Origin of the sequence: Actinoplanes sp. NPDC051851 (assembly GCF_040681165.1) — a bacterium.
Taxonomy (GTDB): domain Bacteria; phylum Actinomycetota; class Actinomycetes; order Mycobacteriales; family Micromonosporaceae; genus Actinoplanes.
In genome coordinates this window covers 84,398-99,061 of the sequence record NZ_JBFAYF010000009.1, presented here as the reverse complement: position 1 = coordinate 99,061, position 14,664 = coordinate 84,398, and the positions used below count along the sequence as shown (strand labels likewise).

The window sequence follows — 14,664 nt, the reverse complement described above, 5'->3', positions numbered from 1 at the left end:
GATAGATCTATGCGGCGCCGGGCCGATACGGACCACGGCTTTCTCACCGGAAAGGCGATCCAGGTGTCTCACGCGCCGCCCCAGGAAAATGTCGAACGGAACGCGCCCAAGGATTACGACGGCCGGTACAAGGCGATGCTCGATGCCCACCCGCGAGTCGCATTACAGGTCCTGTGCGGAGTCGAGACCGATGACCGAACGATGATCGTCGACGGCCCCACCGAACAACCGCGGCTGCGCCCTCTACAACGAGACAAGACGTTCCTCGTGTACCGGTCCGACGGAACCCTCGACATCCACCACATCGAGGTGCAGGTCAAGCCGGACAACGACTTCCCGATCCGGATGGTCCAGTACTGGGCCGGACTGGCCGCGAAGTACGAACACACGACGACCCGGATCCATCAGACCGTCGTCTGGCCGATCGGAGGCGGCCACCCGGGAACCTTCCGGCGAGATCGTCTCCAACTGGACTACCGCGCCGTCAACGTTCCGGACGACCTCGATCCGGACACACTCCTGGCCGGCCCTCTCGCCCCGCTCGCCTTCTGGTCGGCCGACCCCCCGCCCGACGTCATGGACCGAGTCGTCGGCCAGATCGCGAGGTTGACGACCGATGAGGAAAAGTTGGTTCTCTTCGAAATGAGTATCCTGGCAGGACATGACATCGCCGCTCAGATGTTCGAGGAATTGGGAGAAAAGGACATGAATTTCCCTCTCGAAAAGACGAGCATCGCTCGGAAGATCGCCCACGACAACCTCCAGCGCGGCCGCGAGGAGGGCCGCGAGGAAGGGCGGGCGGAAGGACGCGCGGAAGGACGGGCGAAGGGCCGAGTGGAAGGGCGGGCGAAAGGACGAGCGGAAGGACGAGCGGAGGGGATCGAGCAAGGGCTCGTGCGCTCGATGACGCTCCTGCTGCGGGCCCGGTTCGGCGAGGTCGACGACCTCGACGACCTGGCCGCCGACCTGGTGGCCGGCGACCATGCCGCGAACCTGGCGAAGGTAGCCGGCGGTGCCGCGCTGGACGAGCTCCGGCGTCTCTGACCCGAGGACATCCCGTCTCGGGACGATGGCCACGAGCCCGGGCCGGCCTGCCGGGCTCACCGCCCTTACTCGATGAGGCGAGCCTGGTAGTCCGGCCTCCGCTGGTCCGTACCCAGGCCAGGGTGCCACTCGCCATGCGCGTAGGGGCGGCACCGCTCGATCAGCTCCGCCGGCGTGCCGAGGCGTTCGCCGAGCCAGTCGACCCACGCCGGCATCGCCGTGAGCACCGTCGGCCCGAATTCGTCGTCGTAGTACTCGCGGATGTGCACCGTCATGGCGGCCACCCGGTGCGGTGAGCAGGTGGCGAAGAAGGTGTCGCTCTCGGCGTCACCCCACGACTCGGCCAGCGCCTCCGCGACGTCCCCGACATCGTCGGCCGCCACGATCCCCCGGCCGGTGAGGTAGTCGGCGAACTCCCGCGCCGCGGTCTCCCGGCCGACCGGCGGATTCGTGGTCACGCCGGATCCATCGAGCTCCAGCAGGGTGCCCGCCAGCCTGCGGGCACGGTAGTACTCGGCGAACTGAGCGGCGTGCTCACCGCCGAACCGTAGAGGCCCTTCGAATTGCGGCACGACGTCGCCGATCGTCGCGATGTCGGCCGGGCTCCACTGGGCGCCGGCCGCCGTGGTCGCGCCGACCCCGGCCCGCCACGCGTCGAGCGCCGCCTCCGGATTGGCGTAGAAGCCACTGTGCACCGTGAAAGGCTTGAAGGTGCAGGCGTCCACGTCCCACAGATACCAGCGGACCGTCCCCTCCGCGTCGAAGGGAGCGAGCACCCCGACCCGGCTGCCGTACGCGTCCCGGGTCCAGAGCACCTCGCCGGCGAGCGGCCGATCGGCGAGCAGATTCTCACCGCCGGGGAACTGCGGCGGCACCTCGACGAGCCGTGGCGTCCAGGGAACGATACCGGCGACGGCCGCAAGCACCGCGTGCCCCAGCGTGCCCTCGGTCGCCTGCTCGATCACCACGCCCAGCAGCACCTCCGCGAAGAGGTCCGCACTGATGTAGTCCTCGACGCCGGTCCGGCCCTCCATCTCGGCCAGCAACGGGCCGAGCCGCACGCACAGCTCGTCCTCGACCTCGGCACCGGTGCGGCCCGGCGCGAACTCCGCGATCCCGGCGACCAGATCCCGTGCGGGTCCGGCTGCCGCCACTCGCCGACCGGCGTCGAGCTCCGACCGGGCGGTCAGCAGCTCGTCGATCAGCGCCGGTTGCGGCGCGGGCACACTGACGATGTGGTTCTGCACCCGTTTCGCGGGGGCGGGCTTACGGGCCTTCTTGCGTTTGCGCGACACCGGCATGGCGACATTTTAGGACCAGGCCATCCCCGACCGTTTCCTCCGTACGAGGTACGCCGGGAGCCGCACGGCGATGACGGAACCGGCTTCCTCCTCATGGAGTCCCCTGACAGCGCGGTGAGACTTCGGGCGACCACCGGGAGCAACCCCGGCATTAACATGGACAGCAATTGATCGGATGTTCGGCGTGCCGGGGGATGCCCGTGGCGAGAGACATCGATGCGGCCGAGGAGTGGCTCGACCAGTGGAGCGCGAGCGTCGGCGCGCGGGCCCAGGACGCCGCCCGGCTGGCGCAGCGGGTCTCCGATGTGACCGCGCGAGCCGGCAACCGGGATGAGTCCATCGTGGTCACGGTGGCCTCCACCGGAGCGATCATCGATCTACGCCTGGAGGAACGGGTCCACGAGGTTCCCGCCCGGGAGCTGAGCAGACGAATCCTCGACGTGATGCGGACGGCTCAGCACCGGCTCAACGACGAGATCAGCGCCGCGGTCCGGGACACCGTCGGCAGGGACTCCGCCGCAGGCCAGGCCGTTACCGACGCCTACCAGCACCGCTTCCCGCCGGCGGAGCGCTCCGATGAGCGGTGACCGGCTGCGATTACCCTCCGACGAGATGGTCCGGCACAGCTCGGCCGTCGACGACATCGCGGCGGCGCTCCGGCAGGCGCGGGCGGCCGCCGGTCAGGTCAGCCTGGACACCCAGGCGTACGGTCGACTCTGCTCTTTCCTGCCCCTGCTGCTCGGCGGCGTCACCGAGTCCGCGATCGTCGCGATGAACGGCAGCGCGGACGCCCTCACGGAGACCGCCCTCCGGCTGCGGGAAGCCGTCGCCACCACCGAACACACGGATCACCTGGCCGCGCAGGACATCGGCGAGGCCGGGCTTCGATGACCCGGCCGCTGGTCGCCCCGGCGCACGACTCGACGACCGCCGTCACGGGGTTCGGGCTGATCGAGGACGCCCAGCAGATCAGCGAGGGCATCCGGGACCGCAGCTGGGTGGAGGGCACACTCGGCGGCGCCGGGACCGCCCTCGACACCCTCTCCCTCGTCGTGGATCCGATCGGCACGCTCGCCGCCTGGGGCGTGGCGTGGCTGATGGAACACGTCCAGCCCCTGCAGGACATCCTCGACCGGCTCGCCGGGAACGCCGACGAGGTCGCCGCGCACGCCGCCACCTGGGCGAACGTCGCCGCCCTCACCGGCAGCGCCCGCGAGGAGTACGCCGCTCGTCTCCGCACCGAGGCCGCCGGATGGTTCGGGGCGGCGGGCGACGCCTACCGCACCCACGCCGGCGAGCACCTGGCCGTCCTGGACGGCATCACCACGGCGGCGAACGGCATCTCGTACGCCATCGAGGGCGCCGGCCTGCTCGTCGCCGCCGTCCGCGGCATCGTCCGCGACCTGATCGCCGAATTCCTCGCGACCCTCGCCGTCCGGCTGCCACAGTGGCTCGCCGAGGAGGGCCTGACCCTGGGCGCCGCCACACCCCTGGTGATCAGCCAGGTCGCGAGCCTGGTGGCCAGGTGGGCCGACCGCATCCAGCACTTCGTCCGGTCCCTGCTGACCAGCCTGCGCCGCCTCTCCCCGCGGATCACCGCCCTCGGCGACATCCTCGACCACCTCCGCCTGCACAGCGACCGCCTCGCCCGCTCCGACCCGCATCGGCCGACCGTTCCCGAGCCCGCCTTCTTCAGCAAGAGCCCGGTCATCAGCAACCGGGAGGTTCTCGATCGCGGACCCGGCACCCCGATGACCCCGGAGAACATCACCGCAACCGCCGAGAGGATGGGTATCGACCTCGGCGACATCGAGGTCGTGATCATCTCCGAGGCGGAGGAGATCCGTTATCTGGACTTCATGGAGGCGTGCGCCTACACACCGAGCGAGTTGAACGGCACGCAGATCCGCCTCGGCCCGGCGAGCTTCGCCGACGCGGAGACGCTGGCGGCTACCATCGCGCATGAACACATCCACACCCGGCAGCAACAGAACGGCGAGCACCTCAGGCGTCCGCTGAAGGAGCTCGAGGACGAGGCGTACGCGGGTGAGCCGTCGGCACTGGACCGTTATCGGAGCGGACATTCATGACTGCGACACAGTTCCGGGTCACCGAGGTTTTCGACGTTCCCGCCCGGGCCGGGCTGGTCGTCGTCGGTGACACCGCTCCCGGCCAGTTCGTGGGGGTGCCGGCCCTCCACGACGATGTGACCGGGCATCCGATCGGTGTGCTCGCCGTCGACCATCCCACGCCTCGTACGCGTCGTACCGGGGAGACGATCCTTCTGGTGAATCGCGGCGACGCCGCTTTCGCCGTCGCGGGTCGCCTGTGGACCATCGACGCCTCGCCCGCCACCGGGTGATGCCGGGCCCGCGCGGGGTAAACCTGTCGGCGGATGCCGTAGTTTGTGACGCTGTGTCGGATGTGCTGCAACGGTCCCTTGCTGAACACCTTGCCGGACTGAGTGGGCGGCAGGTCGCTGAGCTGATCGCCAGGCGCCAACCGGGTGGGGAACAACCGCTGCCCACGGAACCCGCGACGCTGGCACGGCGGCTTCTCGCGCCGGAGTCGGTTGCCGGGGCGGTCGGGCTGCTCGCCCTGCCGCACTTTCAGGCCGCGGAGGCCGTCACCGCTCTGGGTGACCGGTTCACACCGGGACGGCTGGGCGCGCTTCTCGGCGTACCCGAGAATGATCCTGGGCTGAGGGAAGCGATCGCCGGGCTTTCCGCGGTGGGTCTGGTGTGGCCGCAGGCCGACGGGTTCGCGGCGGCGCCACTCGACGTGATCTGGTCGGAGCCGCTCGGGCTCGGGCCGTCCGCGGCCACGCTGCTGGAACAGTACAACCAGCCGAAGCTGCGGGACCTCGCACGGCGGTACGGTATGCGCCTCCCGAACGGGTGCACCAAGGCTGCCGCGGTGGCCGAGGTCGCCGGCCGGCTGACCGATCCCGGCACGGTCGAGAAGCTGATCGCCGAGGCGCCCGCGGACGTCCTCCGGCGCCTGCACGAGATCGCGGTACGGCCGCCGTACCCCTACGGCATCGCGGCGTTCACCTTCCACTCGTTCCAGCCCGAGGTGCCGTGGGCGACCGAGCGGGGGCTGATGGTCCCCGCGATCTACGGCAATGGCGGTCAATTGGCCCGCGAGGTCGCGATCACGCTGCGGCTCGCCGCCGGATGGCACGCGCCGTTCGATCCGGAACCGCCGGCCCTGGTCACCACCCCGGTCACCGCCGACGTCGTGGCCCGGGACGCCGCGGCCGCCGCGACCGAGACGCTCGCCGCGATCACCGCCGTCGTCGAGGCGGTCGGGCAGGCGCCGGTAGCGTTGCTGAAGACCGGTGGGCTCGGCGTCCGCGAACTGCGCCGCATCACCAAGACGTCCGGGCAGTCCGAGGCCCGCACCCGCCTCACCCTCGAACTGATCACCGCCGGTGCCCTGCTCACCTCCGACGAGAACGGCCTGAGCGTCAGTGGCGCCTACGACGACGCCTACGCCGTGCTCGGATCAGCGGAACAGCTGCTCGGCACGATCGAGACGTGGCTGGAGATGCCCGCCAGCCCGCTGGCCGAGGGCACCGAGCGGCTCCTCTACTGGGATGCCGAGGAGGAACACCTGCTCATCGGCGTGCGCGCGGCCTTCCTGCGTACCCTGGTGAAGATCCTCCCGGAGGACCGCGCCGTCACCGTCGACGCGGTGGCCGGCCAGATCGCCTGGCACCTGCCGGTCATCGGCGACACCCTTGGCGACTACGACCTCGATCGGTACGTCGCCGGCATCTGGCAGGAGACGCACGCCCTGGGCCTGCTGGCACACGGCACCCCGACGCCGCTCTGCCGCCGCCTGCTCGACGGCGATCCGCGACCGGAGGCGGCGGCGCTGGTCCCGGAGAGCCGCACCACGGTCGTCCTGCAGAACGACCTGACCGCGGTGGTCACCGGCACCCCGGCCGGGACGCTGCTCGCCCTGCTGGACGGCCTCGCCACCCCGGAGTCCCGCAGCGGCGCCTGGACCTGGCGTTTCTCACCCGCCTCGGTGCTGCGCGCCTTCGACGCCGGCCTCTCCGCCGAGGGCCTGCTCGCCCAGCTGACCACGGTCGCCGAGGGCGGCCGGCTGCCACAGGCGCTCCGCTACCTGATCGAGGACGTCGCCCGCCGGCACGGCCAGGTCCAGGTCCGCCCGGTCGGCTGCTGCCTGTGCAGCGACGACGAGGCCCTGCTCACCGAGATCCTGCACACCCGTTCGCTGGGTTCACTCAAGCTGGTGCGGCTGGCCCCGACGGTGCTGGCCAGCGGCAAGCCCCAGGACCAGACGCTGGTCGCGCTGCGTGCGGCCGGTTTCGCTCCTTCGGGCGTACGCCCGGACGGCACCCCCAAGATCGAGCGCGCGTCGCGGCGGCGCTCATGAGTCCGTCACCGATCGCCGAGTTGACGGCCAGGGTGCGCGCTTTCGCCGTGGAGCGCGACTGGCAGCAGTTCCACACGCCGAAGAACCTCACCATGGCCCTCGCCGGCGAGGTCGGCGAACTGCTCGCCGAGTTCCAGTGGCTGACGCCGGAACAGTCCGCCGCGGTGATGAGCGACCCCGAGCTGGGCCCCCGGGTCCGCGCCGAGATCGGCGACGTGATGATCTACTTGATCCGGTTGACCGACACCCTCGGCATCGACCTGATCGAGGCCGCCAACGACAAACTGGACGAGGCCTCCCGCCGCTACACCGTCGACGCGGCCCGCGGCTCCGCCGCCAAGATCGCCAAGGACCACCCACCCGCGTCATAGCGGCCTGATGATCGTCCGGCTACAGTCTGCGTTGTCCGAATGCGGTCCGACAGGCTTCCGGTACGTGGACATGCCTCCCATCCGCACGATCATTTCGTGCTGCCCGGGGGCAACAGTCCATGTCGGCGTTCCGCGTGTCCGCGGCCGGTCTCCTTCGTCTCGCCTCCGACGGCACCCTGGTCGACCGGGTGGACGAGCAGGTACGCATGACCAGGGGCTACGGTGCCGCCCCGGCCGAACGCAGGTCCTGGGAACGCAGCCTCGCCGTGCTCGCCCAGGATCTCGCCGACGCCGGACTGCACGATGTCGAGGTGCTGATCGAGTACCAGCTTCCGCTGACCAGCCGCCGCGTCGACGTGATCCTCGCCGGGCTGCATCCGCGGACCGGCGCCGATTCGTTCGTCGTCGTCGAGCTCAAACAGTGGTCCCGGGCGGATCCGTACGAGGACTCGGCCACCCTCGTCGACGTCCCGGGCTCACCCCGGCCGCGCCACCTGCACCCCGCCGTCCAGGTCGAGGACTACTGCCAGTATCTGATCGACTTCCTCGGCCTGTTCGCCGAGAGTCGCAACACCGTCCGCGGCGTGGCCTACCTGCACAACGCCGCCGACCGGGACGTGGCCGGGCTCTTCGATCGCCCGGCCACCGAACAGAGCCGACTGTTCACCATGGACCGGCGGGCCGCGTTCCTCGACCACCTGCGGGCATCGCTCGACGGGTCGCAGCCCGGCGCCGGCGCGGCTGACCGTTTTCTGCACAGCGCGGTACGGCCCAGCCGACGTCTCCTGACGTACGCCGCGGCCGAGCTCCAGGACCGCACACACTTCGTCCTGCTGGACGAGCAGCGGATCGCGTACGAGTCGGTGATGCACGCCGTCGAGGCCGCCCGGGCCGCGGACAGCAAGCGGATCGTAGTGGTCTCCGGCGGCCCCGGCAGCGGCAAGAGCGTGATCGCCCTCAGCCTGCTCGGCGAACTCGCCCGCCAGGGCCGCGCCGCACTGCACGCCACCGGTTCCCGGTCGTTCACCCAGACCCTGCGCCGGTATGCGGGCAAGGGATCCCGGCGGATCCAGAGCATGTTCCTCTACTTCAACAGCTTCATGACCGCCGAGCGCAACGGCATCGACGTGCTGATCTGCGACGAGGCGCACCGGATCCGGGAGACGTCGGTCAACCGGTTCACCCGGGCAGCCCAGCGCCAGAGCGCCCGGACACAGCTCGAAGAACTGGTCGCGGCCGCCCGGGTGCCGGTCTTCCTGCTCGACGAGCACCAGGTGGTCAAGCCCGGTGAACAGGGCAACGTCGAGATCATCATCGCGTACGCCCGACAGCGCGGCCTCGACGTCGAGGTGATCCCGCTGCACGACCAGTTCCGGTGCGGTGGCAGCGAGACGTACGAGCAGTGGGTCCTCGACCTTCTCGGCCTCGGCGGCGGCAAGCCGGCGGTCTGGGAGGGCGACGGCCGCTTCGACCTGCGCGTCGCAGGCTCGCCCCGGGAGATGGAGTCCTTCCTCGCCACGCGGCAGGCGGCGGGCGAGACGGCCCGGATCACCGCCGGATACTGCTGGCCGTGGAGCGACCCGCGCCCCGACGGCACCCTCGTCGACGACGTCCACATCGGTGACTGGGCACGGCCCTGGAACGTCAAGAGCGAACGGAGCGTCGGCAACGCCCCCGGCAGTGCGTTCTGGGCGACCGACCCGAACGGTTTCGGTCAGGTCGGCTGCGTCTACACCGCGCAGGGTTTCGAGTACGAATGGTCCGGCGTCATCCTCGGTCCCGACCTGGTCGCCCGCGACGGCCGTCTCGTCACCCGTCGCGACGAGTGCCGGGATCCGGCGTTCCGCAGGACCACCCCCGATGCCGAGGCCGACCGCCTGATCCGCAACACCTACAAGGTCCTGTTGACCCGTGGCATGCGCGGCACCGTCGTCTACTCGGCCGATCCCGAGACCCGCGACTTCCTCACCGGCCTCGTCCACGTCCGCCGGAAACCGGAGACCGTCTACGCGTCCGCCGACGGCACGGTCCCCTGACCGGCGCCGTCAGCTCCCGGAACAACCGCGCCTGTGGATAACCCCGATCCGGGGGTCGCCGTCTCCTAACCTTGACATCGCTCGATCGGATGACGTCCCGGCCGCTGCTTCCCTGGGGGTCGGTACTCTTCCGGCAACCGGTCTGGGAGGCATCCGTGGCGCGATTCGTTCTGACCGGGGAGGAAGCCGCGATCTGCGAGGCGGTCGGGGTCACGGCGTTCGCCGCCGCCCGGGCCATCGTCGCGCTCGACGAGGTCTTCGAGGCCGGCTGGGACGTCACCGGGCAGACCGCCGCCGGGCGGCTCCGGGGGCGCGTCATCGGGACGGTCAGCGCCCGCCCGGTGGTCGGGCCGGACGGTGCGGTCAAGGGTGTCGAGGGTACCTGCTCGTGCCGCTGGGCACCCGACTGTTACCACGTGGTCGCCGTGCTTCTCGCCGCCGGGCTGCGGCCGCTCCCCCGCTCCTGGGAGACCGCCCTCACCTCGCTGATCGGTGATGACGGCGATGACGGCGAGCCGAACCGGCGAGACGATGCCGGGCCCTCGCTCGCGCTGCAGTTCGAGGTCGAGCCCGGAACCCGGCGGCTCGCGATCCGGCCCGTCGTGCCGGGGCGTACCGGCTGGTCACGCAGCATGAACTGGCAGTCGCTGAGCTACGGTAACCGCGGCTGGGCCAAACGTACCCGGCAGCAGGCCGCCCTGTTGCAGGAGATCTACGCGCTGGCCCACAACGCGCACTACGGCTACGCTCCCCGGGTCATCCACCTGGACGAGATCCGTAACCACCGGGTCTGGGACATCCTCGCCGAGGCCCGCGACGCCGGGCTGCCGCTGGTGAACACCGGCCGGCCCGCGGAGCCGGTGATCCTGCATGCCGAGTCGTTCCGGTTCACCGTGCAGGCCGACCGCGACGACGACGGCCTGGTGCTGCGGCCGGTCCTCACCGACGGCGCGATCGTCATCGATCCGGCGAGCATGCTCCTGATCGGCGATCCGGCGCACGGCGTCGCCTGGTGGGAGCCGGGTCATCGTTCGCTGCGGCTGGCGCGTACCCGCAAGAGGGTCGGTGCCGAGGCCGCGCTGGCTCTCGCCGCGCCGCCGATCGTCGTCCCCGCCGACCAGGAGCAGGCGTTTCTCCGGCAGTACTACCCGGGTCTGGCCCGCACCGCCGAGGTCGTCGTGGTCAGCGACGCGGTCACGCTGCCGGATCTCGACCGGGCGACGCTGACGCTGACCGGGCGCCGGTTGCCCGGGCACCGCCTGGCGGTTCTCTGGGACTGGGTGATCCCGCTCGGCGACGACGAGCACCGGGAGCCGTTCAGCGCCGTCGCGCCCAGAGGAAGCCGGGCGCGCACGCTCCAGGCGGTGACCGGCCTCTTGGCCGAGGAACGGAGCGCGCTGATCGAGACCGGACAAGACGGTCCGCGTCTGCGCGGCGAAACGCTCCTTGCCGGTGACGCCATGATCCGGCTGCTCCGCGATGTGCTCCCCCGGCTCGCCGAGATCCCCGACGTCGCGGTCGAGTTGTGGCTCGACGACACGGAGTACGTCGAGGAGACCGGCTCGCCGGAGGTGCTCTTCGAGACGAGCGGTGACGGCGGGCAGCGGGACTGGTTCGATCTCGCGGTCCGGGTGACCGTCGGCGGCGAGCAGGTCGACTTTCAGCAGCTCTTCGTCGCGCTCGCCGAGGAGCAGGAGTTCCTGATCCTGCCGAGCGGCCGCTATTTCGCGCTCGACCAACCCGAGCTCCGCCGGCTGCACGACCTGATCGTCGAGTCGCGCGCCCTGCACGACACCCCGTCCGGCGCCGTGCGCGTCGGCCGCTTCCAGGCAGCCGTCCTTCAGGACCTGACCGAGGTGGGCACGGTCACCGGCAAGGCGTCCGCCTGGCTCAGTTCCCTGGGTACGCTCACCGCCACTGATCAAGAACAGTCCAGCCCGCTCCCCGCTGGATGGGACGCGACGCTGCGCGGATACCAGGCCGAGGGTTTCCGGTGGCTCGCCACCCGTTACCGGCACCGCCTCGGCGGGATCCTCGCCGACGACATGGGCCTCGGCAAGACCCTGCAGACGCTGGCCCTGATCTGCCACGCCGTCGAGGAGAGGCTCACCGACGCGCCGTTCCTGGTCGTCGCCCCGGCGAGCGTGGTCGGCAACTGGGCCGCCGAGGCCGCCCGTTTCGCCCCCGGCCTGACCGTGACGCCGGTCCAGCAGACCCGCGCCCGCCGCCGCGGCACCCTCGCCGAGACGGTCGCCGGCGCCCATCTCGTCGTCACGTCGTACACCCTGTTCCGCCTGGAGTACCAGGAGTACGCCGCCCTGCCCTGGGCCGGTCTGATCCTGGACGAGGCACAGTTCGTCAAGAACCCCTCCTCGCAGGGCTACCGGTGCGCCAAGCAGCTGCCCACCGACTTCAAGCTGGCCGTGACCGGCACCCCGATGGAGAACAGCCTCGACGACCTCTGGGCGCTCTTCTCGATCACCGCGCCCGGTCTGCTCGCCCGCAACGACCGGTTCGCCGACTACTACCGCCGCCCGATCGAACGCGAACGTGACCAGGACCGGCTCGCCCACCTACGGCGCCGGATCCGCCCGCTGATGCTGCGGCGGCGCAAGCAGGAGGTCGCCGCCGAGCTCCCGCCCAAGCAGGAGCAGGTCCTCGATGTCGAGCTCAACCCCCGGCACCGCCGGGTCTACCAGATCTATCTGCAGCGCGAACGCCAGAAGGTCCTCGGTCTCCTCGGCGACCTGCAGAAGAACCGGTTCGAGATCTTCCGCTCGCTGACCCTGCTCCGTCAGGCCAGCCTCGACGTGAGCCTGGTCGACCCGCAGCACGCGGCGATCCCGTCGACCAAGCTGGACACCCTCGTCGACCGGGTCACCGACATCGTCGCGGAGGGCCACCGCATCCTGGTCTTCAGCCAGTTCACCCGGTTCCTGACCGCGGCACGCACGCGACTGGAGGCCGCCGGCGTCGCCTGCTCCTACCTGGACGGCCAGACCTCTGACCGTACGCACGTGATCGCCGACTTCAAGGCCGGCGCCGCCCCGGTCTTCCTGGTGAGTCTCAAGGCCGGCGGTTTCGGCCTGAACCTGACCGAGGCCGACTACTGCATCCTGCTCGACCCGTGGTGGAACCCGGCCGCCGAGGCCCAGGCCGTCGACCGCGTCCACCGCATCGGCCAGACCCGCAACGTGATGGTCTACCGCATGGTCGCCCGGGACACCATCGAGGAGAAGGTGATGGCGCTCCAGGCGCGAAAGGCCGAGCTCTTCACCTCACTGCTCGACGGCGGCGACTTCTCCTCGACGTCGCTGACCGCCGCCGACATCCGGTCCCTCCTCGACTGAGGCAGCCGCCCCGACCTGATGAACGGAGCACGATCCGGTGGGCAAGAACAGCCGCGAACGGCACAAGGCCAAGCGGAAGGCCGAGGGGGCCGCCCGGCGCCGGCGCTCCGGCGAGCCCGGTGACCCCTTCGGCCTCTTCGGCGCGCCGCGCGTCCCGGACCAGCATCAGGTCGTCGAGGCGCTGATCGACGAGGCGATCCACGCCCTCGGCCAGGACGCGGGGAGCACGGTCGACCGCTGCGTCGATCGGCTGGCCGCCGGGCCGGGTGGCGCCGCCGGGCTCCAGGTGGTGAACCGGCGGCTGTTCACGGGGCTGCTGTGGGAGGTCGACCAGGCCTGGCGGCGCGGCTGGCAGCCGTCGGAGATCGCCCGGACGGTACGCCGGGAACACACCGCACGGCACGGCGCGCTCGTCGCCGACGCGATGGCCGCGCGGATGCGGGAGTACCCGGCGGCCTCCGTCGACGCGCGCTGGCTGGCCCAGCTCGACGCGCTCGGCGCCCGCGTGTGGTGGCGGCACGACGATCACTTCGTGGACGAGTGGGCGAAGCGGCACGGCGCCGACCGGGGCGTGGCGGTCCGGACCGCGATCGAGGTGCTGTACCTGCTTCTGACCCTGCACCAGGTCGCACCGGTGCTGCCGATGCCGGGCACCGGCCGCCCGGCGCCGGCCACCGCGGGAGATCTCGATCAGCGGCTGCTGGACCGGGTCCGGGCACTGCTCGCCAAGGCGGAGTCCACCGACTTCCCCGAGGAGGCCGAGGCGTACACCGCGAAGGCCCAGGTGCTGATGACCCGCCACCGGATCGACCACGCGCTGCTGGCGGCGGCGGGCGAGGGCGACCGCGACCGTCCGGGCACCCGGCGGGTCGCCGTCGACAACCCGTACGAGATCCCGAAATCTCTGCTCCTGCAGGTGGTGGCCGAGGCCAACAGTTGCCACACGGTCTGGATGAAACGGTTCGGCCTGGTCGCCGTCGTCGGTTTCGCCGCGGACCTGGACGCCACCGAGCTGCTGTTCACCTCGCTGCTCGTGCAGGCGACGCGCACGATGACCGGCGCCGGCAGCCACACCGACCGGCACGGCCGCAACACCACCCGCTCCTTCCGGCAGTCCTTCCTGACCTCGTACGCGCACCGCATCGGCGAGCGGCTCGCCGCGGTCTCCGAGGAGGCCGAACAGGCGGCGGCGTCGACCGCGGGCCCCGCGCTGCTGCCGGTGCTCGCCGCGCGCTCCGACGCGGTCCGCGACGCCGTCACCGAGCAGTTCCCCGACCTGCGGCAGGTCTCGGCCACCGTCAACAACCGCGAGGGCTGGGCCTCCGGCCGCGCCGCCGCCGACCACGCCGTCCTGCACGGCCGCGACCAGCTCACCCCGGACCAGGGATGAGGAACAGCTCTTCCGGTACGCCCCTGGGGGTGGACGTGCGGGCGAATCGATGACAGAGACGGCATACCTGCTCCGGAGCCCGGTCAGCGCCGATGCGCTCCGCACGCGCACCTGTACCTGGCGAACTGGGGCAGCCGGCGCGTCATGCTGCGCCTGCCCCGCACCTCGCTGCATCCGGAGACCACCGCGGCGTTCTGTGACGGCGAATCCGCCGCGTCCTGGGCGACCAGCACCCACACGATCATCGATCTGAGCAGCGAGATTGAGGGCGGCGACGAGGACTGGCCCGAATCCGAGGACCGGCTGGCGGCGATCGTTCCGGTCCGGGAGTCACTGGCCGCGGGCGACCAGCGGCTGCTGTACCTGGCCTGGCTGCTCACCGTCCAGCACGTGGAACACGAGGACGACGTACCGGAGCCACCCGTCCCGGCCGGCCTGAAGACGCTGCCGCGTCCGCTGCGCGCCCTCACCGAGTTCCTGCGCCTCGACGATGACCTGCTGGCTGTGGCGGCTTCGGCGAGCGCTCCGCTGCCGGCGCGGAAGGCACCCTCCAAGGCAGCCCTGGCCCGGTGGGTGAAGGCTCTGCCCGAGTCCGACAAGGATGCCGCGCTGCTCCGTCTCCTGCACGACGACGGTCCGGGCGCCCGTACCGAACTGCTGCACCGCTTCCGGGGCACCACCACTCACCCGTCGACTCCGACGACCCGCACCGCCGGCACCCTCCGCGAAGCCGCCGAGGCCCGCTGGTCCGACCGGCGATGAGAG

Annotated in this window: 12 protein-coding genes; 11 read left to right on the top strand and 1 reads right to left on the bottom strand. The window is 71.1% G+C overall.

Translation table 11 applies throughout. The annotated features are described in order from the left end of the window. Positions 1–9: 9 nt before the first annotated feature. Complete coding sequence (locus AB0M08_RS11800) at positions 10–1,044, top strand: hypothetical protein (protein ID WP_364491806.1); 1,035 nt, start codon at positions 10–12, stop codon at positions 1,042–1,044. 65 nt (positions 1,045–1,109) lie between these two features. Here the strand turns inward: AB0M08_RS11800 and AB0M08_RS11795 are convergent, their stop codons facing one another. Continuing rightward, the gene (locus AB0M08_RS11795; protein WP_364491804.1) at positions 1,110–2,345 is read right to left on the bottom strand and encodes a hypothetical protein; all 1,236 of its coding nucleotides are present in this window, start codon (positions 2,343–2,345) and stop codon (positions 1,110–1,112) included. A 194-nt stretch (positions 2,346–2,539) separates the two neighbouring features. Here AB0M08_RS11795 and AB0M08_RS11790 point away from each other — a divergent pair, with 194 nt between their 5' ends. The 10 genes from AB0M08_RS11790 (at position 2,540) to AB0M08_RS11745 (ending at position 14,661) form a co-directional block, all read left to right on the top strand. After that, the gene (locus AB0M08_RS11790) at positions 2,540–2,932 is read left to right on the top strand and encodes a hypothetical protein (RefSeq protein ID WP_364491802.1); all 393 of its coding nucleotides are present in this window, start codon (positions 2,540–2,542) and stop codon (positions 2,930–2,932) included. Beyond that, a complete protein-coding gene (locus AB0M08_RS11785; protein WP_364491800.1) occupies positions 2,922–3,236 on the top strand; it encodes a type VII secretion target in 315 nt (104 codons plus the stop codon). Before AB0M08_RS11790 ends, AB0M08_RS11785 begins: the two co-directional genes overlap by 11 nt. Continuing rightward, positions 3,233–4,435 (top strand): hypothetical protein, encoded by a 1,203-nt coding sequence (locus tag AB0M08_RS11780; RefSeq protein WP_364491798.1) that lies wholly within the window; start codon positions 3,233–3,235, stop codon positions 4,433–4,435. Before AB0M08_RS11785 ends, AB0M08_RS11780 begins: the two co-directional genes overlap by 4 nt. Then, the gene (locus tag AB0M08_RS11775; protein ID WP_364491796.1) at positions 4,432–4,707 is read left to right on the top strand and encodes a hypothetical protein; all 276 of its coding nucleotides are present in this window, start codon (positions 4,432–4,434) and stop codon (positions 4,705–4,707) included. Before AB0M08_RS11780 ends, AB0M08_RS11775 begins: the two co-directional genes overlap by 4 nt. Positions 4,708–4,760: 53 nt before the next feature. Continuing rightward, the gene (locus AB0M08_RS11770; protein WP_364491794.1) at positions 4,761–6,752 is read left to right on the top strand and encodes a helicase-associated domain-containing protein; all 1,992 of its coding nucleotides are present in this window, start codon (positions 4,761–4,763) and stop codon (positions 6,750–6,752) included. Next, on the top strand, positions 6,749–7,123 hold the full coding sequence (locus tag AB0M08_RS11765; RefSeq protein WP_364491792.1) for a nucleotide pyrophosphohydrolase: 375 nt from the start codon (positions 6,749–6,751) through the stop codon (positions 7,121–7,123). Before AB0M08_RS11770 ends, AB0M08_RS11765 begins: the two co-directional genes overlap by 4 nt. A 119-nt stretch (positions 7,124–7,242) precedes the next feature. Beyond that, positions 7,243–9,159, top strand: coding sequence for a DUF2075 domain-containing protein (locus AB0M08_RS11760; protein ID WP_364491790.1), 1,917 nt, complete (start codon positions 7,243–7,245; stop codon positions 9,157–9,159). 155 nt (positions 9,160–9,314) lie between these two features. After that, a complete protein-coding gene (locus tag AB0M08_RS11755) occupies positions 9,315–12,509 on the top strand; it encodes a DEAD/DEAH box helicase (protein ID WP_364491788.1) in 3,195 nt (1,064 codons plus the stop codon). A gap of 37 nt (positions 12,510–12,546) precedes the next feature. Further along, the gene (locus AB0M08_RS11750; RefSeq protein WP_364491786.1) at positions 12,547–13,899 is read left to right on the top strand and encodes a DUF2786 domain-containing protein; all 1,353 of its coding nucleotides are present in this window, start codon (positions 12,547–12,549) and stop codon (positions 13,897–13,899) included. A gap of 144 nt (positions 13,900–14,043) precedes the next feature. Next, positions 14,044–14,661, top strand: coding sequence for a hypothetical protein (locus AB0M08_RS11745; protein ID WP_364491784.1), 618 nt, complete (start codon positions 14,044–14,046; stop codon positions 14,659–14,661). The last annotated feature ends 3 nt before the right edge of the window (positions 14,662–14,664 follow it).

Coding starts and splice junctions, on each gene's coding strand:
- AB0M08_RS11800 (WP_364491806.1), top strand. CDS start 10: ATGCGGCGCCGGGCCGATACGGACCACGGCTTTCTCACCGGAAAGGCG.
- AB0M08_RS11795 (WP_364491804.1), bottom strand. CDS start 2,345: ATGCCGGTGTCGCGCAAACGCAAGAAGGCCCGTAAGCCCGCCCCCGCG.
- AB0M08_RS11790 (WP_364491802.1), top strand. CDS start 2,540: ATGCCCGTGGCGAGAGACATCGATGCGGCCGAGGAGTGGCTCGACCAG.
- AB0M08_RS11785 (WP_364491800.1), top strand. CDS start 2,922: ATGAGCGGTGACCGGCTGCGATTACCCTCCGACGAGATGGTCCGGCAC.
- AB0M08_RS11780 (WP_364491798.1), top strand. CDS start 3,233: ATGACCCGGCCGCTGGTCGCCCCGGCGCACGACTCGACGACCGCCGTC.
- AB0M08_RS11775 (WP_364491796.1), top strand. CDS start 4,432: ATGACTGCGACACAGTTCCGGGTCACCGAGGTTTTCGACGTTCCCGCC.
- AB0M08_RS11765 (WP_364491792.1), top strand. CDS start 6,749: ATGAGTCCGTCACCGATCGCCGAGTTGACGGCCAGGGTGCGCGCTTTC.
- AB0M08_RS11760 (WP_364491790.1), top strand. CDS start 7,243: ATGTCGGCGTTCCGCGTGTCCGCGGCCGGTCTCCTTCGTCTCGCCTCC.
- AB0M08_RS11745 (WP_364491784.1), top strand. CDS start 14,044: ATGCTGCGCCTGCCCCGCACCTCGCTGCATCCGGAGACCACCGCGGCG.